This window comes from Pseudomonas sp. FFUP_PS_473, from assembly GCF_002858665.1.
Taxonomy (GTDB): Bacteria; Pseudomonadota; Gammaproteobacteria; order Pseudomonadales; family Pseudomonadaceae; genus Aquipseudomonas; species Aquipseudomonas defluvii.
In genome coordinates this window covers 149,805-174,035 of the sequence record NZ_PJQQ01000006.1, presented here as the reverse complement: position 1 = coordinate 174,035, position 24,231 = coordinate 149,805, and the positions used below count along the sequence as shown (strand labels likewise).

Genomic DNA, 24,231 nt, shown 5'->3' with positions numbered 1-24,231 from the left:
AGGCCAGGCCGTTACAAACGCTTGCAAATCCAGACGCCTTGATCGCCGGTATTACCGGCGATGGCGTCGGATTACTTCAACGTTACTTCAACGCAGCCAGGGCGGCGTCGTAGTTTGGCTCTTCGGCGATTTCCTTGACCAACTCGCTGTGCAGCACCTTGTCGTTCTCGTCCAGAACCACTACGGCACGTGCCGTCAGGCCAACCAGTGGGCCGTCAGCAATGGCCACACCGTAGTTTTCGATGAACTCACGGCCGCGCAGGGTCGAGAGGTTCTTGACGTTTTCCAGGCCTTCGGCACCGCAGAAACGGGCCTGGGCAAACGGCAGGTCAGCCGAGATGCACAGCACAACGGTGTTGGCGAGATCGTTGGCCTTGGCATTAAAGGTGCGCACGGACGTGGCGCAGGTCGGGGTATCGACACTCGGGAAAATGTTCAACACTTTGCGCTTGCCGGCGAAGTCTTTCAGCGACACATCAGCCAGGCCAGCGCCGACCAGGCTGAACGCAGGTGCCTGGGCACCAACCTGCGGCAGTTCACCGTTGACCTGAACCGGATTGCCTTTAAGAGTCACTTGAGCCATGAACGGAGTCCTTATGCGGGAGTTGAGTAAAGGACCAGAGTTAACCACGAAAGTGCCCCTTCACCTATGGGCAGACAAAAATTGTTGAGTTTTCAGACAATTCTTGTAGACAATCTGCAAGATTAAACCCGGCCCTCGGCATACTGTTCGCCCAATTAGCGGGAGTGGTCAAGCGCCCTCAAACACGCACCCTCCTGATGAAAGCAGGCATATCCATTCGCGATGTCGGGCCTGATACCCCGTTCCGCCTTTACGGCGGGTCACTCTTGTCGGGCAAATGTGACCAAAACCCTCGTCCCAACATCCGGCCCTCCGCTGCGCTGCGCTGCGGGTTCAGCGTATGAAAAAAGCACTGCCGGAAAGGCAGACGCCTTAGTGGATAGAGTGGATTTCCTGCATTGGCTTTTTTGTCAGTGCGCGCAGTAGCAGGCGCTGCAGGGTGTCCCTTCAGGAGGCTGAGTGGAGCCGTCGCGTAGTGGGGTGCGAGGCAGGGATGCCTCGCAAGTGCTGATGGGCCATGGATGGCCCGTCGGCGCGCCCACACGGGAGCGATGGCGTAAGGAAGGAACCCGAAGCGCAGCGTAGGGCCGGATGTCGGGACAGGGCGTTTTGCCCACTTTTGTGCCGTTCAAAAGTGGGTCGCCGTAAAAGGCGAAACCTGTCGGTGGTGCCACTGCAGGGAATGGATATGTTCGCGAAGGCGAGTGCCACCCACCACAAACACGCCCACCAAACCTGATGAAAGCAGGCATATCCATTCACGATGTCGGACCTGATACCCCGCGGGGCCGCGCTGAAGGGCCTTCCTGGCCCTCAGCACAAGGCATCAGCCCAACAGCGAATACACCAGCGCCGAAATGGCCACCAGGCCCACCGCGACCACGAACACGTTGGACAGCGCACCGCTGTACTGACGCATGGCAGGTACACGACGGATGGCGTACATCGGCATCAGGAACAGAATGGCTGCGATGACCGGCCCGCCAAGGGTTTCGATCATGCTGAGGATGCTTGGATTGCGCGTGGCAACGATCCAGCACACCACCAGCATGAACGCTGCGGTAACCCGGTCCAGCGCCTTGGCACCCGGGCGCCAGCCGCTTTTGACGATCATGCCCTTAAGGCCTTCGCTGGCACCGATGTAGTGACCCAGGAATGACTTGGAAATGGCCACGAAGGCAATCAGCGGCGCGGCAAACGCAATGGTCGGGTTACTGAAATGGTTGGCCAGGTACGACAGGATCGACAGGTTCTGCGCCTTGGCTTCGGCCAGTTGGGCTGGCGTCAGGGTCAATACGCAACTGAACACGAAGAACAGCACCATCACCACCATCAACAAGTGGGCACGGGCCAGGATCTGCCCGCTGCGCTGCTCAGCGTTCACACCGTAACGGCGTTTCTGGTCGACGGCGAAGGCCGAGATGATCGGTGAGTGGTTGAACGAAAACACCATCACCGGAATCGCCAGCCACAGGGTATGCAGAAACGCAGAGGCCGACGGAACTTCGCTGGCCGTCGTCAGGATGCCGCCGTTCCAATGGGGAATGAGGAACACCGCCAGAAACGCCAGGGCGACGATAAACGGGTACACCAACAGGCTCATGGCTTTGACGGTGGCCTGTTCACCACACCGTACTACGGCCAACAAACCGAGGATCAGCACAAGGGACAGCACCGCACGCGGCGGCGGCGTAAGGTGCAACTGGTGCTCCATGAAGCTGCTGACGGTATTGGTCAAGGCCACGCTGTAGATCAGCAAGATCGGGAAGATCGCAAAGAAGTACAACAGTGTGATCAAGGCACCGGCCTTGAGCCCGAAGTGCTCCTCTACAACCTCGGTGATATCCGCGCCATCGCGACCTGACAACACGAAACGGGTCAGCCCACGGTGAGCAAAGAAGGTCATCGGAAATGCCAACAGCGCCAGGACCAACAGCGGCCAAAAACCGCCGAGACCCGCGTTGATCGGCAGAAACAAGGTGCCTGCGCCGATAGCCGTGCCGAACAGGCCCAGCATCCAGGTGGTGTCATGACGGGCCCAGTTGCCAAGGGCAACGGGGGTCGATTCAAAGCGCTGATCAACGCTTGGGGCCTGCTCGTTCATCCGGGTGCAACTCCACTCGCAAGACTACAACAGGGCCAGGAGCTGCGAAACAGACGCCTCATCGCTCCCAACCTATAGTAAGGGGGCGCGATTTTGCGCTGATTGGTTGCACTTGCAAAGTGCTACCAGAGGAACGGTTGCACCTGGTGCAACATCACCCAGGAAAACAACGTCAAACAGGTACTACCTCATCGCAGGCAGGCCAGCCCCCACACGGCTCGGTGAGCGCTGGGAGCAAGGCTTGCCTGCGAGGGTATTAGTGAAGTGCCAGCACAGGCGCGGCGTTACGCCTGACGCTGCACTGCAGCAAACGCCTTCGCCACCTGCTGCAGGTTGTCCGGGCGCAGGCCCGCCATGCAGACCCGACCGCTATCGATCAGGTACACACCAAATTCGTCACGCAGACGACGAACCTGCTCAACGCTGAAGCCGGTGTAGCTGAACATGCCACGCTGACGCAGGAAGAACTGGAAGTCCTGACCCGGCAACAGCGCGGCCAAGGCATCGACCAGCCCCTGGCGCATTTCAAGAATACGCAGGCGCATCTGTTCCACTTCGGCTTCCCACTGGGCATTCAGGCCCGCGTCGCCGAGCACGGCTGCGACCAGTTGGGCACCGAAGTTCGGTGGGCTGGAATAGTTGCGACGCACGGTGGCCTTGAGCTGGCCCAATACACTTTGTGCACTGTCCAGATCGTCACAGACTACCGACAAGCCGCCTACGCGCTCACCATACAGCGAGAAGATCTTTGAGAACGAATTGCTGACCAGGCAGGGTACGCCTGCACGGGCAACTTCACGGATGGCGTAGGCATCGTCTACCAGGCCTTCGCCAAAGCCCTGATAGGCAATGTCAAGGAACGGGATCAGGCTGCGCGCCTTGACCACTTCGATCACCTGCTGCCACTGCGCCTGGCTCAGGTCGACACCGGTAGGGTTATGGCAGCATGGGTGCAACAGCACAATGCTGTTGGCCGGCAGGGTCTGCAACGTCGCGAGCATGCCATCAAAATTCAGCCCGCGGCTCTGCTGATCAAAGTACGGGTAGGTGTTGACCTTGAAACCTGCACCTTCAAAGATTGCGCGGTGGTTGTCCCAGGTCGGATCACTGACCCAGACCTGCGACTCCGGGAAGTAACGCTTGAGGAAGTCAGCCCCTACTTTCAATGCCCCCGAACCGCCAACGGTCTGCACGGTAGCCACACGTCCACCCTCTACCGCAGGATGACCGGCGCCGAACAGCAGGGTCTGGATAGCCTGGCGATAGCTGCCCAGTCCTTCCATCGGCAGATACAGCGACGCCTGGTGAGGCTGGCCGGCCAGGCGTTTTTCCGCCTCGGCCACAGCGCCCAGTTGCGGTACCACACCGGCAGCATCGTAATACAGACCGATACTCAGGTTGACCTTGTCGGCACGAGGGTCGGCCTTGAAGGTCTCCATCAGCGAGAGAATCGGGTCGCCGGCATAGGCATCAACATGTTTGAACACAGCGTGCAGCTCCTTGGGTCAGGACAGTTCGGACTAACAGCTGTCGCGAGGATACCTGTACTGAACGCCAAGGAACATGTCTTCGCGTGCAACTCGTCAGTGCAGCACTGCACGGCCCCGCATCGCCGTCATCGGCTCATTGCTCTCCCGCAAGGGCTCGCAACTGCTCCAGCTCCTGCACCGTCAGGGTCACGCCCTGCTGCGCCGACAACTCGCGCTCGCGATAACGCCGCTCACCCGGCATACGTTTCAAGCCCACCTCATGCATCTGGCTCACCAACTCGCGGCTGCGCTCGGCAAAGCGATTACCCACTGATTTGGCAGGGTCGATGACAATGATCAATTGCCCGGTCCAGGGTGTCTTCGCACCGGGGTGCTGCGACCAGTCGAACTCGAACGAGAAGTGACCGCCCGTCAACGCTGCTGCCAGCAACTCGACCATCATCGACAACGCCGAACCCTTGTGCCCACCAAAAGGCAGCAGCGCCCCACCCTCCAGAATCGCCTTGGGATCACAGGTCGGCTGGCCGTGGCTGTCCACCCCCATACCCTCCGGCAATTGCTCTCCCTTGCGTGCAGCAATCTGCACGTCGCCGTGAGCCATGGCGCTGGTGGCCATATCAAAGACAATGGGGTCGCTGCCCGCGCAAGGTGCAGCGAAGGCGATCGGATTGGTACCAAACAACGGCCGCTGCGCACCATGAGGGACCACGCAGGTCATGCTGTTGACCACGCTCAGGGCAACCAACCCCTCTTCGGCGAACGGCTCTACGTCTGGCCAGAGGGCCGCAAAGTGGTGCGAATTGTGAATGGCCAGCACCGCCACACCGGCACTGCGCGCCTTTTCCACCAGCAACCCACGGGCTGCGGCCAGTGCAGGCTGAGCAAAACCACCCCTGGCATCAACCCGGACATAGCCAGAGGCGACATCTTCGACGCCTGGCTGCGCCTTGCCGTCTACCCAGCCACTGGCCAAGGTCGATACATACCCAGGAATACGAAAAACACCGTGGCTGTGGGCGCCGTCACGCTGAGCGCTGGCGCAGTTGTACGCCAGCGCGTCGGCAACGGCCTCACTGGTACCGTGACGAACGAATATCCGATGCAGCAAAGCCTGCAGTTCGGCAAAGGCAAGGTGCGCGACTGCAGTATCAGGACGTGCGGACATCTGAAGCTCCCTTGTTGGAATTGGACTGGGCTACAGCGATGAGCAGGCTGGAAACTCTCGCGCAGTGACAGCTATCTGTCAAATGTTGACTTGATGACAGAAAACATTCATTTTCTTCGTCAAGCGCAACCGCCGTGAGAGTCGTCCGTGAGCCAACCGATCAAACAACGCCTGGAAAGCAGCCTGCAGAACGCCTCGGCGTCTGGGCGCAAGATCGCCACTTACATGCTGGGCAACCTGCATGAACTGCCTTTCCAGACCGCTGCCAGCATCGCCGACAAACTTGGCATCAGCGAGTCCAGTGTCGGCCGTTTCTGCCGCGCACTGGGCTATGAACACTTCAAGGCGCTCAAACACGACCTCAAGAATGACCTGGGCGATGGCCCCTGGCTGGTTGGTGATCGCCTGCAAGAATTCCGCCAACAACGGCGCGAGTCTGAAGAAGGTGCCTCTCGCAGCTTTGAACTGGAAGTCGCAGCCTTGGTGCGGGTGCATGAATACAGCCACACCGCGCTTTGGCACAGCGTCGCCCAACGCCTCTCTGAACGACGGAAGATATTCGTCGCCGGCTTTCAGACCGAGCGCGGCATCGCCCTGTGCATGGTGCACCTGCTGCAATACCTGCGTGATGGCGTGCACGCCGTCGATGGCAGCGCCGGGCACTTTGGCGACGTGCTGCTCAGCCAGCCGGACGACTGTGCCCTGGTGGTGTTCGAGGCGCGCCGCTACTCACGCCATGCCCTGAACCTGTGTCGCAAGGCGCAGGAAGCGGGCATCCCGGTAACACTGGTTACCGACACCTTCTGCGACTGGGCCGATGCCCACGCCGACGAAGTCTTTCGTATACCCACCGATTTCAATCTGTTCTGGGAGTCCACCGCGACGATGCTGTCGTGGGTACACCTGATGGTCAACGAGGTCTGCAAGAAACTCGGACCGGATGTTGAAAAACGCTTGGAAGCCACTGCCGCTCTACACAACGAATTCGTTGGCTACACGTCAACGAACAAACAATAGCCAGAGTGCAAAATACCAATCGAGGTACATGATGAAACGAGTCGTCCACCTTGCAAGCGCTTGCGTACTGATGCTCGCCGGAATCGGCGCAGCCCAGGCAGAAACCTTGAAAATCGCCACCGAAGGCGCTTACCCCCCTTTCAACTACGTCGACTCGGATAACAAGCTGCACGGCTTCGACGTCGATATCGCCAACGCCCTGTGCGAACGCATGCAGGTGCAATGCACCCTGGTCGCCCAGGACTGGGAAGGGATCATTCCGGCACTGATGGCCAAGAAATACGATGCTGTGGTCGCGTCGATGATCAACACCGAAGAGCGCCGCAAGAAGATCGCCTTCACCAACCACTACTACAAGACCCCCCTTTCGGTCGCCGTGGCCAAGGACAGCAAGATCACCGACGCACAGACCGACTTCAAGGGCTACACCGTGGGCGCGCAATCGTCCTCGACCCAGGCCATCTATGCCGAAGACGTCTATGGCAAGGCCGGCGCCGAGGTCAAGCTCTACCCTACCCTTGATGAAGCCAACGCCGACCTCGCCGCAGGCCGCCTGGATGGCGTGATTGCCGACAAGTTTCCGCTGATCGAGTGGCTGAACAAGTCCGGCAAGGACTGCTGCAAGTTCATTGGCGATGTCAAAGGCACCACCGCCGATGCCTCGATCGCCGTTCGCAAGGACGACGACGCCCTGCGCGAACGCCTGAACAAGGCGCTGGACGAGATCGTCGCCGACGGCACCTACCAGAAGATCTCCAGCCGCTACTTCGACTTCGATATCTACCAATAAGCCCCACATCCCTGCAGGAGCCGGCCTTGCCGGCGATAGGCGCCAGGCCTAGATCGCGGTGACAACGCGCCGATGCCATACCGGCTCCTGCACGGTCAAAAAAGAGGGTTCGAGCATGATCGAACAACTGTCACTGCTGTCGTTTGCCAGCGGCGGCTGGGGCCAGGCATTGCTGGCCGGCGCCGTAGTCACCATCAGCCTGGCCCTGGCCTGCCTGCCCATTGGCTTGCCCCTGGGGCTGGGTGTCGCCCTCGCCGCCCGCTCGCCAAAGCGCTTCCCGAAGGCTGCAGCTACCGTCTTCTCCACCGTGTTCCGTGGCCTGCCAGAGCTGCTGACCCTGCTGATCATCTATTACGGCTGCCAGATAGCAGCACAGAAAATCCTCGCCGCCATGGGTTATGAAGGTGAAGTGCTGATCAACACCTTCCTGGCCGCGATGATCGCCTTCAGCTTCGTCTTCGCCGCCTTTTCCAGTGAGATCTGGCTGGCAGCGTTCAAGACCGTGCCCAAGGGCCAATACGAAGCATCGGCGGCGCTGGGCCTGAGCAAGACCACAACCTTTCGCAAAGTGGTGTTTCCGCAACTGGTACGTATTGCCTTGCCCGGCCTGTCGAACAACTGGCTGTCACTGCTCAAGGACACGACGCTGGTTTCGACCATCTCCCTGGTGGACCTGATGCGCCAGACCAACCTGGCGGTCAGCGTTACCAAGGAGCCCATGTTTTTCTATGCCGTCGCCTGTTTTGGCTACCTGCTGTTTTCGGCCCTGTCAGGACGCGCCTTTAGCGTTATCGAGCGGTATTTCAGTCGCCACCTGCGGAGCGCACGCCCATGACTTTCGATGATCTGCTAAGGCTGTTCCTCGATCCCGAGCTGCTGGAGCGCTACGGCCCGCGCTTTGTCGATGGCCTGCTGGTGACAGCCAAACTGGTGGCAATCTCGTTCACCCTCGGCGCAATCCTCGGCCTGCTGCTGGCCCTGGCGCGGCTGTCGAACAACCTGGTCGTGCAGCGCCTGAGTGCCGGCTATATCTACTTTTTCCGCGGTTCGCCACTGCTGGCCCAACTGTTCATGCTGTATTACGGCCTGAGTTCCTTCAAGGGCTTCTGGCAGGACGTCGGGCTCTGGTGGTTTTTCCGCGAGGCGTGGTACTGCACCCTGCTGGCGTTCACCCTGAACACCGCCGCCTACCAGGCCGAGATCTTCCGCGGCAGCCTGATGGCGGTCGCTCCCGGGCAGTATGAAGCCGCCAAGGCGCTGAGCCTGAAGCGCTCGACCACCTTCTTCAAGGTCATCCTGCCCCAGTCACTGATTGTCGCCGTTGGCCCACTGGGCAACGAATTGATCCTGATGATCAAGGCCAGCGCCATTGCTTCGCTGGTGACCATCTATGACCTGATGGGTATCACCAAACTGGCCTTCTCGCGCAGTTTCGACTTCCAGATCTACCTCTGGGCTGCAGTGCTCTACCTGCTGATCGTCGAGATCGTGCGACGCAGCCTCAAACACATCGAAGGCCGTCTGGGCCGTCACCTGCGCTAAACCGTGCAGCCTTTCGAGGACCGTTCCATGCAATGCCAAACCATCGTTCTGGGCGCCGGTATCGTCGGCGTCAGCACCGCCCTGCACCTGCAAGCCCGTGGGCGCAAGGTGATTCTGATCGACCGCGCCGAGCCCGGCAGCGGCACCAGCCACGGCAACGCCGGGCTGATCGAGCGCTCCAGCGTGATCCCCTACGCCTTCCCCCGCGAGCTTTCCCGCCTGCTGCGCTACAGCCTGAATCGCCAACCCGATGTGCGCTACAGCCTGCGCTACCTGCCCAAGGCTGGCCCCTGGCTGCTCAAGTACTGGCAGAACTCCTCGCCTGCCGGTGTCGCCGTAGCCACCCGCGCCATGCTGCCACTGGTGGAACGCTGCGTAGAGGAGCACGACGCTCTGATCGAAGCTGCCGAACTCGGCGACCTGATCAAGGCCAAGGGCTGGATCGAGGTGTACCGCAATGCCGAGGCCTTTGCCACTGCACAGGATGAGGCCCACGCGCTCAAGCCCTACGGCCTGCGCTATGAGATCCTCGACCGCCAACAACTGCACGCCCGCGAAGTCGATCTCAGCGAAAACGTCGTTGGCGGCATCCACTGGCTAGACCCCAAAACAGTCAGCGACCCAGGTGGCCTGACGCGCGGCTATGCCGCACTGTTCGTCAAACGCGGTGGCCAGTTCATTCATGGCGACGCCCGCACCCTGCGCCAGGTGGCCGGCGATTGGCAGGTCGACAGCCGCCAGGGGCCGATCACCGCAGCTGAGGTCGTCATCGCCCTTGGCCCGCAAGCCGCCGATCTGTTCAAGCCGCTGGGCTACAGCATTCCGCTGGAGATCAAGCGGGGTTACCACGCCCATTATCGCCCCCGCGCTGGTGCCGAGCTGACGCACTCGATCTGCGACGTACAGGCTGGCTTCGTACTGGCCCCCATGGTCAAGGGCATCCGCCTGACCACCGGCATCGAATTTGCCGCCAGCGACGCGCCGGCCAATCAAATCCAGCTGGAACGCTGCGAGGCCATCGCACGCAAGCTCTTCCCTCTCGGCGAGCGCATCGAAGCCGAGCCCTGGCTGGGGCGCCGTCCATGCCTGCCGGACATGCGCCCGGTCATTGGCCCGGCACCGCGTCACAAAGGCCTGTGGTTCAACTTCGGGCATGCTCACCACGGCCTGACCCTGGGCCCGGTCAGCGGCCGCTTGCTGGCGGAAATGATCACCGGTGCCAAGCCTTTCACCGACCCTGCGCCCTACAGTGCACAGCGCTTCAACTGACTTCGGGAGAACAATAACAATGCCTAGCCCCCTGAGCCTTGCCTCTGCCCAACCCATCGCCCAGCCCGACCCACGCAACGTCGTGGTGAAGATTGAAGGCCTGAACAAGTACTACGGCGCCTACCATGTACTGCGCGATATCGACCTGCAGGTACGCGAAGGCGAGCGCATCGTCCTCTGCGGGCCTTCAGGCTCGGGCAAGTCGACACTGATCCGCTGCATTAATCGCCTGGAGATCGCTGAAAAGGGCACGATTCGGGTCAATGACACCGACCTTGCCGAAAACACCCGCCAAGCCGCTCAAGTACGCAGCGAGATCGGCATGGTGTTCCAGCATTTCAACCTGTTCCCGCACATGAGCGTGCTCGACAACTGCACCCTGGCGCCCATGAGCGTGCGTGGCCTGTCACGCCAGGAAGCCGAGGAGCGCGCACGTTTCTACTTGAACAAGGTCGGCATCGAAAGCCAGGCAGGCAAGTACCCCAGCCAGCTCTCTGGCGGGCAACAACAGCGGGTGGCGATTGCACGGGCACTGTGCATGAAACCGAAAATCATGTTGTTCGACGAGCCCACCTCGGCACTCGACCCGGAAATGGTCGCCGAAGTACTGGACGTGCTAGTAAGGCTGGCCGACACCGGCATGACCATGCTGTGCGTTACCCACGAGATGGGGTTCGCCCGCCAGGTGGCAGAGCGCGTACTGTTCCTGGATGGTGGCCAGATCATCGAGGACAGCCCGCCTGAGGCGTTTTTCAACAACCCTCAAAGCGCACGGGCCAAAGGCTTCCTTGCGCAGATCCTGCACTGAGCCAAGGGCCTTGCGCGATCCTGTCTCGCCAAGGCCCATACTCCCGCAGCGCGCGCCAAAAACGTTAAATATAATGAACTACAAAAATCAAAAATTACCTCTATATTTCAAGCACTTAGCAAGCTTAACGGCAAAATTAGTAGCTTACTAAGCAATAATTTTACACAAAGCTGTTTGACATATTTAACGGCGCTGGCAAGCTATGTAACAGGTTTCGACTGGAAACAGGCCATTGCGTGCCTTCCGGCAGTGCTCGAAACCTCAGGTAGCATCAGGCTGTATCGATGCGCCTGCACAACAATGACAGGCTGCGCCTGTCCAAAGGTGACATATGCCCAACAGCAACATTGGCAATAAGAATCAGACCCTCCGCAAGCCCGTCGTCCTGATGACCATGGGTGCCCAGGAGCGCAAGGGCCACGACTACCAGGTCATGACCCACAAGTACATCGTTCCACTGGTCGAACTGGCAGGTTGCGTACCGGTTCTGGTACCGACCTGCTGCGGTGCCGACGACCTTGAGCAATACCTGAACATGGCCGACGGTGTTTACCTGACCGGTGCGGGCAGCAACATCGACCCAAGCCTTTACGGCCAGGAAAACCACACCCCAGGCAAAGCCCAGGACAAGGCTCGCGACCTGTTCGACATCCCGTTGGTGCATGCCGCAATTGCGCGTGGCCTGCCAATCTTCGGTATCTGCCGCGGCATGCAGGAAATCAACGTCGCGCTGGGTGGCGATATCTATCAGAAGGTCTACGCCGAACCAGGCTTCAACGACCATCGGGAAAACCCGGAAGACCCAGTGGACATCCAGTACCAGGCTGTACACGGCGTACGCCTTGCACCGAACAGCTGGTTGCGTGAACTGTTGCAGACCGATGAAATTCGCGTCAACTCGCTGCATGGCCAGGGCTTGAAAACCCTCGGCAAAGGCCTTGAGCCTATCGCCCACGCCGAAGACGGCCTGGTCGAAGCCGTCCATGCACCCAGCCTGTCGCCGTTCCTCTTCGCCGTGCAGTGGCACCCGGAGTGGCAAGCTGCGAAAAACCCGGACTCGGTCAAGATGTTCCAGGCCTTCGGCGATGCCTGCCGCCAACGCGTGCGTCTTGCACTAAAAAAGCCTGAAATCGCAGCCTGAGTGCTGCGATGCATCGCCAGCAAGGCCAACTCACACTGAGAGCCAACCTTGCTGGCGATACAGGGGCGACCATCATTTGTTGCGAATGACACGCCTACCCTTCTTTTCCGACTGATCGACTGCGCTAACGCGCAAAGGCGCTGGCAGCGCCAGGCCTTTGTCAATCTGTCGCAAACACCCTAGTAGTAGGCGTTCTCTTTCTGAGAGTGGTCGGTGACGTCACGTACGCCCTTGAGCTCGGGAATACGCTCAAGCAGGGTACGTTCGATGCCTTCTTTCAAGGTCACGTCAGCCTGGCCGCAGCCCTGGCAACCACCGCCGAACTGCAGTACGGCAATGCCGTCATCAACCACCTCAATCAAACTGACCTGACCGCCATGGCTGGCCAGCCCCGGGTTGATCTCGGTTTGCAGGTAATAGTTGATACGCTCGTTGATAGGGCTGTCGGCATTGACCATCGGAACCTTGGCGTTCGGCGCCTTGATGGTCAGTTGACCACCCATGCGGTCAGTCGCGTAGTCGACCAAGGCATCCTCAAGGAAAGGCTCGCTGACCGCATCGATCCAGGCGGTGAAGCTCTTCAGGCCCAGGGCGGTATCTTCGGCCTTCTCTTCGCCCGGCTTGCAGTAGGCGATGCAGGTCTCGGCGTACTGGGTGCCCGGCTGGGTGATGAAAATGCGTATGCCGATGCCTGGGGTGTTCTGCTTGGACAGCAGGTCAGCCAGGTAATCATGCGCAGCATCGGTAATCGTTATGGCACTCATTGAAGTGGTTTCCTCACAGACTTGGCGGCAGTTTACGCCAACCTGACGCGCGAACAAAGTCCCAGTATTTTTGTCGGGAAACAACAGCCGCTTCGGGCGTCCTGAGCAGAAAGCCCAAACGCCGGAAGCGGCCTGATGAAGGGAGAATCGCCCTAGAGGTTTTCGTAGCGGTTCATATCCAGTACACCCGCTTCCACCGGCTCGGTTTCCTTGATGTAGGTGCTCAGGTCATGGAAATACTGCCAGAACTGCGGATGACTGCGGCGTACGCCCCAACGCATGACAATACGCTCGAATTTGGCGGTGTCGTCACGGGCCGCTTCCATGTCCTCGACAAACTCCGGTACATCCCGGGCCGGAATATTGAACATGAAGTTCGGGTAGCTGCTCATCACGCCGGGGTAGAGGGTCAAGGTATCCAACCCCAATTGGTACCGCGACTCCTCACCCAGCATGAAGGCAACGTTGCTGTGGGCGTGGTTGCGCAGCATGGAGTAGACCTGCCGCTTGCCGCCCTCGCCTTCTATACGCAGCATGGTCGCTTCCGGCAACTGGTTGATCACTTTCAGCCCTGCTGCAGGACGCGAAGCCAAGCGGCTCAGAGACTGTTCGACATCGCGGAACTCTTCAGTCATCTGTGGCCGTGAGCAGTAGGCGCCATGGCAGCGATTGATCGGGTCAGGAGCTGCGTTGAGGCTACCGGTCCGCTCGATCAGCTTGAGGCCAAAGTCACGTTTCGGGTCACGCTTGTCCAGCTTCAGGGCGCTCGGGGTGCTGGTATCGATCTCCTCGTAGTCCATCCACATTTTCACCTTGCCGCCGTTCTGGTACCAATCGCTGAGGATGGCACCACGCTTGTTGGCCGGCATCAGGCGCAGGAAGTTTACCTCGGCGCCATTGCGGATCAGATCGAAGTACAGCCGGGTCTGGGCCTGGTGCGACACGTTGCCGAACACATCGAAGTTCACCGCCAGCTGATAGTAGGTACGCTCGAACAGCGGATAATCGAACAGCCACAAGGTCAGCGGCACGTCACCAATGAGGCCCTTGTTGACCGAGGCGCTGTCAAAATGCCGGAAGATGGTCAGCAAGGCGTTGTCATTACCCGCCCATAGGCTTGACCAACTAGGCGCCGGCATGTCGGCATAGGCTTCCCGTCGCAGGCTTTCATACTCGTTGCGCTTGTCACGGTAGGTGTGCCAGAGGGTCAAGATGCTGCCAACATCGTCGATCTGCCCAGGCATTGCCAGCAATGGCGTGGCTTCAGCGCGATACTTGGCATCCGTCAGGTAGCGATCATGGGCCGGCTCCTGGAACAGCGCCCAGAAGTGGTCACGAATCACATCCGTGGCGATCTGCCCACGGCACACCGGGCCGCGAATGAAGGTGCGGACGAAATACTCGGCGTTATCCAGCATGAACTGATAGCGCGCTATCGCCGGGATTGCCTCAAACGTCTCGAACGGGTTGGCGCGGTGGCGTGGACCATAGCCCGGCAGTGCAGCCGCGTGCCAGTCGCCGCTGTAGAACAGCTGTTTGACACGCTTGAGCTTCTGCGGCCCCATCGGGTAGGTGATGTGGGTCTTGTGTACGATGACGCCCTGTACGGGCATCAACCGGTAGTAGAAGTCGGTGCCAGGCGGATCGTTGGGCCGACGCGTGGCAATCAGGTCAATGGGTTGGCCACTGGGTGTACGGGAACGTACCCATTGGAAGAAGTGCCCCGGCTCCCCGCCAACAAAGTAAATGTGTGCCAGAAACAGGTGTTCATACAGCCAACGGCCTACCAGCGCTTCGGTCGAACCCGGGCTGTTGAGCAGCGCTTCCCATTCCTGGATCTGTGCCGCCTCCTTGGCGCTGGGCTGGATCGGGTTGTGCTCAACTGGCGCGCCCGCCGCCAACCAACGCTGCAGGGTCTGGTACTGGGCATCGGTCAGGCCGGTGACCGCCAACGGCATGCCCTCACGGGGATGCGCCTTGGCATAGGCGTCGAACTCGCCGGGCAGCGGGCAGACATTTTCCCGGTTCAAGCCCAGCACGATGTCTTCAGGCAGCTTGGCGTTTGGCTTCAGCGGGGTTGAATGCCCCAGCTCCAGCATCCGCGCCATCAGCGCGGCCTGGCTGCCCTGGTTATCCAGCACCGAGTAGAAGCCCTTGCGCCGCCAGGCATCGACACTGTGGGCGTCGTAGAACAATCGGGTCGGGGGCACTGCAGTCGTGCGGTTGCCCTCGTAGACCGGCACCTTCGAAGCGCCGCGCTCGGCGCCTTCAGCACTTTCCAGCTTGAGCTGGCAGGCGGCATCGTTGCAGGCATGGCAGGCAACGCATTTCTCAGTGAAGATGGGTTGAATGTCCCGGGTATAGGAAATAGCCGGGCTGGATTGAGGCGCTTGCCCCAACGCCATGCCACTGATCAGCAGCGCGACGGCGCCGGCAAGTAAACGATGCACCATGTGCCAATTGTCCTGGAAATTAAAAGCCTCACGATTCTACCGGTGGCAGCACCGTGCCAACATGAATGAAATTCATGCAAATTAGTGACACGTCTAAAAACCGCGCAGCTTTGTTATTATTCCGCAACTTTTGTCTTTGCCCGACCAGGTAGTCCTATGTCTGACCGCAGCGCTCGTTTCCAAGCACTTCAGAAAGCACTCAAAGAGCGCATCCTGATCCTCGATGGCGGCATGGGTACTATGATCCAAAGCTACCGTCTGGAGGAACACGACTATCGTGGCACGCGCTTCGCCGACTGGCCCAGCGACGTCAAGGGCAACAATGACCTGTTGCTGCTATCGCGCCCCGACGTCATCGCCGCAATCGAGAAAGCGTACCTGGATGCCGGTGCCGACATTCTGGAGACGAACACCTTCAACGCCACGCAGATCTCCCAGGCCGACTACGGCATGGAAGCGCTGGTGTATGAACTGAACGTCGAGGGCGCCCGCATTGCCCGCCAGGTGGCCGACGCCAAGACACTGGAAACCCCGGATCGCCCACGCTTCGTAGCCGGCGTGCTCGGCCCGACCAGCCGCACCTGCTCGATCTCCCCGGACGTCAACGATCCCGGCTACCGCAACGTCACGTTCGACGAACTGGTGACCAACTACATCGAGGCCACCCGTGGCCTGATCGAAGGCGGGGCCGACCTGATCCTGATCGAAACCATCTTCGACACTCTCAACGCCAAAGCGGCAATCTTCGCCGTGCAGCAGGTGTTCGAGGAAGACAATGTCGAATTGCCGATCATGATTTCCGGCACCATTACCGATGCCTCGGGCCGCACCCTGTCCGGGCAGACGACCGAAGCGTTCTGGAATTCGGTACGCCATGCCAAACCGATTTCGGTGGGCCTGAACTGCGCCCTGGGTGCCAAGGACCTGCGCCCGTACCTGGAAGAACTGTCGAGCAAGGCCGACACCCAGGTTTCTGCACACCCTAACGCCGGCCTGCCGAACGCGTTCGGCGAGTACGACGAAACCCCGGCGGAAATGGCCGCCGTCGTTGAAGAGTTCGCCGCCAGCGGCTTCCTGAACATTATCGGCGGCTGCTGTGGGACCACGCCTGCGCACATCCAGGCGATTGCCGAAGCAGTGGCCAAGTACCCACCACGGGCTATTCCAGACATCCCCAAGGCCTGCCGACTGTCGGGCCTGGAACCGTTCACCATCGACCGCAACTCGCTGTTCGTCAACGTCGGTGAGCGCACCAACATCACCGGTTCCGCCAAGTTCGCCCGGCTGATCCGCGAAGAAAACTACACCGAAGCCCTGGAAGTCGCCCTGCAGCAGGTCGAAGCCGGCGCCCAGGTCATCGACATCAACATGGACGAAGGGATGCTCGACTCCCAGGCGGCCATGGTCAAGTTCCTCAACCTGATTGCCGGCGAGCCAGACATCTCCCGCGTACCGATCATGATCGACTCCTCCAAGTGGGAGGTGATCGAAGCGGGCCTGAAGTGCATTCAGGGCAAGGGCATCGTCAACTCGATCTCGATGAAGGAAGGCGTCGACGCTTTCAAGCATCACGCCAAGTTGTGCAAGCGCTATGGCGCTGCCGTGGTGGTGATGGCCTTCGACGAAGTCGGCCAGGCCGATACCGCCGCGCGCAAACGTGAAATCTGCCAACGCAGCTACGACATTCTGGTCAATGAAGTGGGCTTCCCGCCGGAAGACATCATTTTCGACCCGAACATCTTCGCCGTGGCCACCGGCATCGAGGAACACAACAACTACGCCGTGGACTTCATCGAAGCCTGCGCCTACATCCGCGACCACCTGCCCCATGCACTGTCCTCGGGCGGTGTGTCCAACGTGTCGTTCTCTTTCCGGGGCAACAACCCGGTCCGTGAAGCGATCCACTCGGTGTTTCTCTACCATGCGATCCAGAACGGCCTGACCATGGGTATCGTCAACGCCGGTCAGTTGGAGATCTACGATGAGATCCCCCCTGCCCTGCGCGAACGGGTCGAGGACGTGGTACTCAACCGTACCCCCGAAGGCACCGACGCCCTGCTGGCCATCGCCGATGACTACAAGGGTGGCGGCGCCACCAAGGAAGTCGAAAGCGAGGAATGGCGTTCACTGCCCGTCGGCAAGCGCCTGGAGCACGCCCTGGTCAAAGGCATCACTGCGTTTATCGTCGAGGACACCGAGGAATGCCGCCAACAGTGCGCACGTCCGATCGAGGTCATCGAAGGCCCGCTGATGAGCGGCATGAACGTGGTGGGTGACCTGTTTGGCGCCGGCAAGATGTTCCTGCCGCAAGTGGTCAAGTCGGCACGGGTGATGAAGCAGGCGGTGGCCCACCTGATTCCGTTCATCGAAGCCGAGAAAGGCGACAAGCCGGAAGCCAAGGGCAAGATCCTCATGGCCACGGTAAAAGGCGACGTGCATGACATCGGCAAGAACATCGTCGGCGTGGTGCTGGGCTGTAATGGCTACGACATCGTCGACCTCGGCGTGATGGTGCCGGCCGAAAAAATCCTGCAAGTGGCCCGCGAGCAGAAGTGCGACATCATCGGCCTGTCCGGGCTGATCACGCCGTCACTGGACGAAATGGTGCATGTCGCCCGCGAGATGCAGCGTCAGGACTTCCACCTGCCGCTGATGATCGGCGGCGCGACCACCTCCAAGGCGCACACCGCGGTCAAGATCGAGCCCAAGTACAGCAACGACGCTGTCGTATACGTCACTGACGCCTCGCGTGCCGTCGGCGTCGCCACGCAGTTGCTGTCCAAGGAGCTGAAAGCCGGCTTCGTCGAGCGGACCCGCCAGGAGTACGTCGAAGTACGTGAACGTACCGCCAACCGCAGCGCCCGCACCGAGCGCTTGAGCTACGCTCAGGCCATCGCGGCCAAGGCATCGTTCGACTGGGCTGGCTATCAGCCGGTCGTGCCGACTTTCACCGGCGCCAAGGTACTGGAAAACATCGACCTGAACGTACTGGCCGAGTACATCGACTGGACGCCGTTCTTCATCTCCTGGGACCTGGCGGGCAAGTTCCCGCGCATCCTCACCGACGAAGTCGTCGGCGAAGCGGCCACGGCGCTGTACGAAGACGCCCAACAGATGCTGCGCAAGCTGATCGATGAAAAACTGATCAGCGCCCGGGCAGTGTTCGGCTTCTGGCCGGCCAACCAGGTCAACCACGACGACATCGAAGTCTATGGACAGGATGGCCAGCCACTGGCCCTGCTGCACCATCTGCGCCAGCAGACCATCAAGACCGACGGCAAGCCCAACTTCTCCCTAGCCGACTTCGTGGCACCGAAAGACAGCGGCGTGACCGACTATGTCGGTGGTTTCATCACCACCGCCGGCATTGGTGCCGAAGAAGTCGCCAAGGCCTATCAGGACAAAGGCGACGACTACAGCTCGATCATGGTCAAGGCACTCGCCGACCGCCTGGCCGAAGCCTGCGCCGAATGGCTGCACGAACAGGTGCGCAAGCAGTACTGGGGCTATGCCAAAGACGAGGAACTGAGTAACGAAGCGCTGATCAAGGAACAGTACCTGGGCATCCGTCCGGCCCCTGGCTACCCCGCCTGCCCGGACCACACTGAAAAAGGCACCCTGTTCCAACTGCTCGACGGTACCGAAATCGGCGAGCAAGGCCAGAGCGGCGTCACCCTGACCGAGCACTATGCAATGTTCCCGGCAGCAGCGGTCAGCGGCTGGTACTTCGCCCACCCACAGGCACAGTATTTCGCCGTGGGCAAGGTCGACAAGGATCAGGTGCAGAGCTATACGGCGCGCAAAGGCCAGGACCTGAGCGTCAGCGAGCGCTGGCTGGCACCCAACCTGGGGTACGACGCTTAAGCATCGGTCATCGGTATGGGCGGTTGCAGGGTCGACATTGTGTCGCGCCCCGCAGACGCTCCTTGAGGGGCTACACTGTGGACAGGCCTTCCGCCCACAGGAGCTGATCATGGACGACCCCGCCCAAGGCAAGCCACCGACCTTCTGGCAAATGCTGCAAAGCGTGCTGGCCGCCGCCTTCGGCGTGCAGAGCAACAAGAACCGCGCGCGCGATTTCACCCACGGCAAACCCAGTCACTTCATTGTCCTGGGTACGCTGTTCACCTTGCTGTTTATTCTGGTACTGCTGGGGTTGGTAAAACTGGCCCTGCACCTGACCGCCGCCTGAAACGCAAACCGCCCGCAGGTATCCATGCTGCAGGCGGTCTCATGCTACCCAGCGGGTGATGTCACTGATGACTGACCCAGTACACGGCTGTCACGACCACCAGGATGATCAGGCAGAGTGTCGCCCAAGCGTCGACATGACTGTCACTCTTAACCGACTTGGTTGAATTTCCCATTGCATCGCCTCTTGTAGTGGTTATGGGAATGCATGACACCTGTAGCAGTTAAGCCCAGCGATGCCCTTTGCTCAAGCCAGGTCTTTTGGCTGTTCGTCGGTTAGGGTCTGTATGAAAAGTCTTGAGACGAAGGTCAGGCAAGGCGAAAACAGCCGAGGAAGCGGAGTTTACGGGTTGTAAATGAGCATTCCGAGGCTGTTTTCAACGCAGCATCACCGAGTATCAAGGCTTTTCGTACAGAGCCTAGTAGTCCACCGGCGCCGTCAGGAATGGGTAGCGAAAACTGCGCGCCTTGCCTTCGGCGCTGAAACGATTGAAGTCCAGGCCATAGTCGGGCTCGTTGACCAGCTTCAGCCAGCGCCGGGCTCGAGCGGGATCAATAAGCTGAAGCACAGGCACCTGGTACCGATGCTGGCCATCGCGGCTGATCGGCAACCCGAGCGCATCATCGTGCAACAACACCATGGCCCAGCCACCGAGCGAGAAGTGCCCGCCCATGAGTACGCTCAGGCGCCCGTCGATACGCGCCTGCAAGGCCTCTGGCGAGCTGTTGACGGCGCTGAAGTAGACATCCTTGCCGGGTTTGCGCCCGGCTTCCTCGAACGCCTGCATCGCGCCAAAGGCCATTTCATCGTTAGCCGACCAGACCAGTCGGGTGTTCGGATAGCGATGCAGCAACTGACTGGCCTGCTCATACGCCCGTTCCCGACCCCAACCGCCATAGACAACCTGGCGAAGGTTCACCTCGGGGTGCTCGGCAAGCGCCCGACGCATGCCGCGCTCGCGCAGTTGCGAGGCCGGGGTGATTTTCATCCCGGAAAACGCCAGCAAGTCGATTTGCTGGCCCTTCGCAGGCGCCGGCACCTGGGCAATCAATGCCGTGAGCATGCGATAGCCCGCCTCCTCGTCATTCGTGACCAGGGTCGCGATAGGTTGTGGGTATTTGTCCGGGCTGTCGGCAATGAGCCGCGTCTGGTCGGGCGTCAAACCGTTGTTGACCAGAAACAGCTTTACCCCGCTGCCACGGGACAGGCGAATGATCTCTGGCGCTATATATTGCTCATTGACCAGCACCAGGTAGTCAGGGCGCTGCGGCCCCTCCAGCACTTGCCGAGCCAGCGTCATGGCACGCGCCGGCTCACGTTCGCTGTATTCGACCCGCAACTGCATGCCAAGATCGCTGGCAGCCGCTTGCATGAAGCGCGAGTAACTGACCCAGAAAGTCTCATTGGAGTACCCCGGGTTCAAAAAAACCACCGAGGGCGCCTGAGCATTGGCTGCCAATGGCAGACTCAGCAACAGGCATCTAGCCAGAGCTTTCAGCATGGGGAACAGGCTCGCACAGAATAAAGCGGCGCAGTATAACGCCCCCAACCTGCCCGATGGCTAAACGCAACACAGTCTCACTTAGTCCAAATGGTTCTTTGCATATGCAAAAACTTCACTTTTGCGCATAAACACAAGCTGATATCTTTCCACAGCTCCGCTCCGGAGTGCGCGGCCGTGCGCGCGATTAGCTGCCTGCAGCCTGAAAACAGGACCCTTATGTACGTATACGACGAGTACGATCAGCGGATCATCGAGGACCGCGTCAAGCAGTTCCGTGATCAGACCCGACGCTACCTGGCCGGTGAGCTCAGTGAAGAAGAGTTTCGCCCCCTGCGCCTGCAGAATGGCCTCTATATCCAACGTTTTGCCCCCATGCTGCGGGTCGCGGTGCCCTATGGCCAGCTGACGTCGCGTCAAACGCGGATGCTGGCGAAGATCGCGCGCGACTACGACAAGGGCTACGCCCACATCAGCACCCGGCAGAACGTCCAGTACAACTGGCCGGCACTGGAAGACATTCCGGAGATTCTGGCCGAACTGGCTACCGTGCAGATGCACGCGATCCAGACCAGCGGCAACTGCCTGCGCAACGTCACCACCGACCAGTTTGCCGGTGTGGCCGCCGATGAATTGATCGACCCGCGCCCATGGTGCGAGATCGTTCGCCAGTGGACCACCTTCCACCCTGAATTCGCCTACCTGCCGCGCAAGTTCAAGATCGCCATCAACGGTTCGGTCAACGACCGCGCTGCCATCGAAGTCCATGACATCGGCCTGGAACCTGTGCGTAACGCAGCCGGCGATCTGGGTTTCCGTGTACTGGTCGGTGGCGGACTGGGCCGTACCCCGGTGGTGGGTGCATTTATCAACGAGTTCCTGCCGTGGCAGGACCTGCTCAGCTACCTGGACGCCATCCTGCGGGTTTACAACCGCTACGGCCGACGCGACAACAAGTACAAGGCGCGGATCAAGATCCTCGTCAAGGCGCTCACTCCAGAAGTGTTCGCCGAGAAGGTCGAGGCCGAAATGGCTCACCTGCGTGGCGGCAGCACCACGCTGACCGAAGCCGAATTGCACCGTGTCGCCAAGCACTTCGTTGACCCTGAGTACAAGGCGCTGGAAAACCTCGACCACGAGCTGGCCGAACTGGAGCAGCAACACCCAGGTTTCGCCCGCTGGCGTGCGCGCAATACCCGTGCGCACAAACGCCCAGGCTACGTGGCTGTCACCCTGTCGCTGAAACCGACTGGCGTGGCCCCAGGCGACCTGACCGACAAGCAACTGGACGCCGTTGCCGACCTGGCCGAGCGCTACAGCTTCGGTCAACTGCGCACCTCCCACGAGCAGAACATCATTCTGGCCGACGTCGAGCAACGCCAATTGCACGCACTGTGGCTTGAGCTGCGCGAAAATGGCTTCGCCACCCCGAACATCGGCCTGCTGACCGACATCATCTGCTGCCCGGGCGGCGACTTCTGCTCCCTGGCCAACGCCAAGTCGATCCCGATTGCCGAGTCCATCCAGCGCCGCTTCGATGACTTGGACTACCTGTTCGACATCGGCGAGCTGGACCTGAACATCTCCGGTTGCATGAACGCCTGCGGTCACCACCACGTAGGCCACATCGGTATTCTCGGTGTGGACAAGAAAGGCGAAGAGTTCTACCAGGTTTCCCTCGGTGGCAGCGCCAGCCGCGATGCCAGCCTGGGCAAGATCCTCGGCCCTTCGTTCGCCCAGGATGCCATGCCGGATGTGATCGAAAAGCTGATCGACGTGTACGTGGAACAACGTACCGAAGACGAGCGCTTCATCGACACCTATCAACGTATTGGCATTGACCCCTTCAAGGAGCGCGTCTATGCAGCGAATCATTAAGAACAACCAGGTCGTCGACGAAACCTGGCACCTGCTGCCCAAGGACGTCACCCTGGACGAGCTGAGCAACTGCGACGACTACATCGTACCGCTGCAGCTGTGGCGCGATCACGCCCATGCCCTCAAGGCCCGCGATGGCGGCCTGGGCGTGTGGCTGGACAGCGACGAAGAAGCCGAGGAAATCGGTGAAGATGCCGCCCAGTTCCAGGTCATCGCCTTGAACTTCCCGGCATTCACCGATGGCCGCAGCTACTCCAACGCACGTCTGCTGCGTGACCGTTACCAGTTCAAGGGCGAGCTGCGCGCAATCGGCGATGTGCTGCGCGACCAACTGTTCTACATGGCCCGCTGTGGTTTCGATGCCTTCGCGGTACGTGCCGACAAGGACCCATACGAAGCCCTGGAAAGCCTCAAGGACTTCTCGGTGACCTATCAGGCCGCCACCGATGAGCCGCTGCCGCTGTTCCGCCGCCGCTGATAGCGAAAGCCCGCAGATGCGGGCAACGCTGAGTCACGCCAAAACACCCTGCAAGGCCTACGCCTTCGCAGGGTGTTTTTTTGCAGGCCACCCGCGCTTCAGGACACTTGCGCTTGAGTCGCACGCAAACGCTGCAGCAGACGCGGGCCAAACACGTTGATCAACAAACCGCCCATGACCAGCAATGCGCCCCAGCACTGCACATCGCTCAACCGCTCGTCCAGCAACAGTGCCGAGGAGCTGAGCCCCACCACCGGTACCAGCAACGAAAATGGCGCGACCTTGCCTGCCGGGTGACGCGACAGCAACCGGCTCCACAGGCTGTAGCCGAGCATGGTCGCCACAAAGGCCAGGTACGCCAGCGAGAGGATCGAGCTCAGGCCGATACCTCGCAGCGAAGCCTCAATCAGCACTGGCCCTTCCAGCCACCAGGACAACGCAAAAAACGGCAGCGGTGGAATCAAGCCACCCCAGATGACCAATGCAACCAGGTCCACATTGCCGAAGCGTCGAGTGATGATGTTACCTATCGCCCAACTGGCGGCAGCACACAACGTCAGGATCAGGGCGAAAACCGGGACACTGGTACCGTTTTCACTGCCAATCAACACCAGCCCACCCGCCGACACCAGCAGCCCCAGAACGCTGGCCACACGCAGGCGCTCGCCAAGAAACATGGCGGCGAAAAACAGGGTGAAGAAGGCCTGTGACTGCAACACCAAGGACGCCAACCCCGGCGGCATGCCGTTACCCATGGCCTCGAACAGGAAGGCAAACTGGCCCAGCGAAATCGTGGCGCCGTAGGCAATCAGCCAGCGCCAGGGAAGCGCGGGACGCTTGATAAACAGAATCGCCGGAAACGCCACCAGCAAAAAGCGCAGCCCACCCAGCAGCATGGGCGGTAGCCCATCAAGGCCCACCTTGATCACCACGAAATTGACACCCCAGGCGATGATCACCACCAACGCCAACAGCAGATCCTTGACTGGCATCCTTCCCTCGCACGCCTTGTAATATGTCGAAACAGCATAGCCTTATGCGCGGGCCCGTCATACC

19 protein-coding genes are annotated in these 24,231 nt (G+C 60.3%); 11 read left to right on the top strand and 8 right to left on the bottom strand.

The window, feature by feature from the left end:
• Positions 1–82: 82 nt before the first annotated feature.
• From tpx to CYD26_RS06270, 4 genes are all read right to left on the bottom strand, one after another.
• A complete protein-coding gene (gene tpx / locus CYD26_RS06285; RefSeq protein WP_102052125.1) occupies positions 83–583 on the bottom strand; it encodes a thiol peroxidase in 501 nt (166 codons plus the stop codon).
• Between the two features lie 826 nt (positions 584–1,409).
• Complete coding sequence (locus tag CYD26_RS06280) at positions 1,410–2,687, bottom strand: serine/threonine transporter (RefSeq protein WP_102052124.1); 1,278 nt, start codon at positions 2,685–2,687, stop codon at positions 1,410–1,412.
• A 284-nt stretch (positions 2,688–2,971) separates the two neighbouring features.
• Positions 2,972–4,174: an amino acid aminotransferase gene (locus CYD26_RS06275; protein WP_099774502.1), complete on the bottom strand. Its 1,203-nt coding sequence runs from the start codon at positions 4,172–4,174 to the stop codon at positions 2,972–2,974.
• 136 nt (positions 4,175–4,310) lie between these two features.
• Positions 4,311–5,342, bottom strand: a complete 1,032-nt coding sequence (locus tag CYD26_RS06270; RefSeq protein ID WP_102052123.1) for an Ldh family oxidoreductase — start codon at positions 5,340–5,342, stop codon at positions 4,311–4,313.
• A gap of 147 nt (positions 5,343–5,489) precedes the next feature.
• On the opposite strand from CYD26_RS06270, the gene CYD26_RS06265 reads away from it, so the two are divergent.
• The 7 genes from CYD26_RS06265 to CYD26_RS06235 all read left to right on the top strand — a co-directional run bounded on the left by CYD26_RS06265 (position 5,490) and on the right by CYD26_RS06235 (position 11,909).
• Complete coding sequence (locus CYD26_RS06265; protein ID WP_065757861.1) at positions 5,490–6,359, top strand: MurR/RpiR family transcriptional regulator; 870 nt, start codon at positions 5,490–5,492, stop codon at positions 6,357–6,359.
• A 31-nt stretch (positions 6,360–6,390) separates the two neighbouring features.
• Entirely contained in the window at positions 6,391–7,149 is a 759-nt protein-coding gene (locus CYD26_RS06260; RefSeq protein WP_065757860.1) for a transporter substrate-binding domain-containing protein, read from the top strand.
• 115 nt (positions 7,150–7,264) lie between these two features.
• The gene (locus CYD26_RS06255; protein WP_102052122.1) at positions 7,265–7,984 is read left to right on the top strand and encodes an ABC transporter permease; all 720 of its coding nucleotides are present in this window, start codon (positions 7,265–7,267) and stop codon (positions 7,982–7,984) included.
• The gene (locus tag CYD26_RS06250; protein ID WP_065757858.1) at positions 7,981–8,691 is read left to right on the top strand and encodes an ABC transporter permease; all 711 of its coding nucleotides are present in this window, start codon (positions 7,981–7,983) and stop codon (positions 8,689–8,691) included. Before CYD26_RS06255 ends, CYD26_RS06250 begins: the two co-directional genes overlap by 4 nt.
• A 27-nt stretch (positions 8,692–8,718) precedes the next feature.
• The gene (locus tag CYD26_RS06245) at positions 8,719–9,960 is read left to right on the top strand and encodes an FAD-binding oxidoreductase (RefSeq protein WP_102052121.1); all 1,242 of its coding nucleotides are present in this window, start codon (positions 8,719–8,721) and stop codon (positions 9,958–9,960) included.
• A gap of 19 nt (positions 9,961–9,979) precedes the next feature.
• The gene (locus CYD26_RS06240; RefSeq protein ID WP_065757856.1) at positions 9,980–10,768 is read left to right on the top strand and encodes an amino acid ABC transporter ATP-binding protein; all 789 of its coding nucleotides are present in this window, start codon (positions 9,980–9,982) and stop codon (positions 10,766–10,768) included.
• A 331-nt stretch (positions 10,769–11,099) separates the two neighbouring features.
• Positions 11,100–11,909 (top strand): gamma-glutamyl-gamma-aminobutyrate hydrolase family protein, encoded by an 810-nt coding sequence (locus tag CYD26_RS06235; RefSeq protein WP_065757855.1) that lies wholly within the window; start codon positions 11,100–11,102, stop codon positions 11,907–11,909.
• Positions 11,910–12,088: 179 nt separating this feature from the next.
• Here the strand turns inward: CYD26_RS06235 and nfuA are convergent, their stop codons facing one another.
• Positions 12,089–12,673: a Fe-S biogenesis protein NfuA gene (gene nfuA / locus CYD26_RS06230; RefSeq protein ID WP_065757854.1), complete on the bottom strand. Its 585-nt coding sequence runs from the start codon at positions 12,671–12,673 to the stop codon at positions 12,089–12,091.
• A gap of 152 nt (positions 12,674–12,825) precedes the next feature.
• Positions 12,826–15,126 (bottom strand): fatty acid cis/trans isomerase, encoded by a 2,301-nt coding sequence (locus tag CYD26_RS06225; RefSeq protein WP_065757853.1) that lies wholly within the window; start codon positions 15,124–15,126, stop codon positions 12,826–12,828.
• A gap of 156 nt (positions 15,127–15,282) precedes the next feature.
• On the opposite strand from CYD26_RS06225, the gene metH reads away from it, so the two are divergent.
• Positions 15,283–18,990 (top strand): methionine synthase, encoded by a 3,708-nt coding sequence (gene metH / locus CYD26_RS06220; RefSeq protein ID WP_099774496.1) that lies wholly within the window; start codon positions 15,283–15,285, stop codon positions 18,988–18,990.
• A 109-nt stretch (positions 18,991–19,099) separates the two neighbouring features.
• Positions 19,100–19,318 carry a DUF2970 domain-containing protein gene (locus CYD26_RS06215; RefSeq protein ID WP_065757851.1) on the top strand — a complete coding sequence of 73 codons (219 nt, stop codon included), beginning with the start codon at positions 19,100–19,102 and terminating at the stop codon, positions 19,316–19,318.
• 418 nt (positions 19,319–19,736) lie between these two features.
• Here the strand turns inward: CYD26_RS06215 and CYD26_RS06210 are convergent, their stop codons facing one another.
• Positions 19,737–20,819: an ABC transporter substrate-binding protein gene (locus CYD26_RS06210; protein WP_102052120.1), complete on the bottom strand. Its 1,083-nt coding sequence runs from the start codon at positions 20,817–20,819 to the stop codon at positions 19,737–19,739.
• Between the two features lie 219 nt (positions 20,820–21,038).
• Between CYD26_RS06210 and CYD26_RS06205 the strand changes: the two genes are divergently transcribed.
• Positions 21,039–22,697, top strand: coding sequence for a nitrite/sulfite reductase (locus CYD26_RS06205; protein WP_102052119.1), 1,659 nt, complete (start codon positions 21,039–21,041; stop codon positions 22,695–22,697).
• On the top strand, positions 22,681–23,175 hold the full coding sequence (locus tag CYD26_RS06200) for a DUF934 domain-containing protein (protein ID WP_102052118.1): 495 nt from the start codon (positions 22,681–22,683) through the stop codon (positions 23,173–23,175). Before CYD26_RS06205 ends, CYD26_RS06200 begins: the two co-directional genes overlap by 17 nt.
• A 98-nt stretch (positions 23,176–23,273) precedes the next feature.
• Here the strand turns inward: CYD26_RS06200 and CYD26_RS06195 are convergent, their stop codons facing one another.
• On the bottom strand, positions 23,274–24,167 hold the full coding sequence (locus CYD26_RS06195) for an EamA family transporter (RefSeq protein WP_102052117.1): 894 nt from the start codon (positions 24,165–24,167) through the stop codon (positions 23,274–23,276).
• Between the last annotated feature and the right edge of the window lie 64 nt (positions 24,168–24,231).

What these genes read in the sequence shown, in the direction of transcription:
- CYD26_RS06270 (WP_102052123.1), bottom strand. Translation starts at nt 5,342, where the DNA reads ATGTCCGCACGTCCTGATACTGCAGTCGCGCACCTTGCCTTTGCCGAA.
- CYD26_RS06225 (WP_065757853.1), bottom strand. Translation starts at nt 15,126, where the DNA reads ATGGTGCATCGTTTACTTGCCGGCGCCGTCGCGCTGCTGATCAGTGGC.
- CYD26_RS06195 (WP_102052117.1), bottom strand. Translation starts at nt 24,167, where the DNA reads ATGCCAGTCAAGGATCTGCTGTTGGCGTTGGTGGTGATCATCGCCTGG.
- CYD26_RS06200 (WP_102052118.1), top strand. Translation starts at nt 22,681, where the DNA reads ATGCAGCGAATCATTAAGAACAACCAGGTCGTCGACGAAACCTGGCAC.
- CYD26_RS06235 (WP_065757855.1), top strand. Translation starts at nt 11,100, where the DNA reads ATGCCCAACAGCAACATTGGCAATAAGAATCAGACCCTCCGCAAGCCC.
- metH (WP_099774496.1), top strand. Translation starts at nt 15,283, where the DNA reads ATGTCTGACCGCAGCGCTCGTTTCCAAGCACTTCAGAAAGCACTCAAA.
- CYD26_RS06205 (WP_102052119.1), top strand. Translation starts at nt 21,039, where the DNA reads ATGTACGTATACGACGAGTACGATCAGCGGATCATCGAGGACCGCGTC.
- CYD26_RS06280 (WP_102052124.1), bottom strand. Translation starts at nt 2,687, where the DNA reads ATGAACGAGCAGGCCCCAAGCGTTGATCAGCGCTTTGAATCGACCCCC.
- CYD26_RS06240 (WP_065757856.1), top strand. Translation starts at nt 9,980, where the DNA reads ATGCCTAGCCCCCTGAGCCTTGCCTCTGCCCAACCCATCGCCCAGCCC.
- CYD26_RS06215 (WP_065757851.1), top strand. Translation starts at nt 19,100, where the DNA reads ATGGACGACCCCGCCCAAGGCAAGCCACCGACCTTCTGGCAAATGCTG.
- CYD26_RS06255 (WP_102052122.1), top strand. Translation starts at nt 7,265, where the DNA reads ATGATCGAACAACTGTCACTGCTGTCGTTTGCCAGCGGCGGCTGGGGC.
- nfuA (WP_065757854.1), bottom strand. Translation starts at nt 12,673, where the DNA reads ATGAGTGCCATAACGATTACCGATGCTGCGCATGATTACCTGGCTGAC.
- tpx (WP_102052125.1), bottom strand. Translation starts at nt 583, where the DNA reads ATGGCTCAAGTGACTCTTAAAGGCAATCCGGTTCAGGTCAACGGTGAA.
- CYD26_RS06260 (WP_065757860.1), top strand. Translation starts at nt 6,391, where the DNA reads ATGAAACGAGTCGTCCACCTTGCAAGCGCTTGCGTACTGATGCTCGCC.
- CYD26_RS06245 (WP_102052121.1), top strand. Translation starts at nt 8,719, where the DNA reads ATGCAATGCCAAACCATCGTTCTGGGCGCCGGTATCGTCGGCGTCAGC.
- CYD26_RS06210 (WP_102052120.1), bottom strand. Translation starts at nt 20,819, where the DNA reads ATGCTGAAAGCTCTGGCTAGATGCCTGTTGCTGAGTCTGCCATTGGCA.
- CYD26_RS06250 (WP_065757858.1), top strand. Translation starts at nt 7,981, where the DNA reads ATGACTTTCGATGATCTGCTAAGGCTGTTCCTCGATCCCGAGCTGCTG.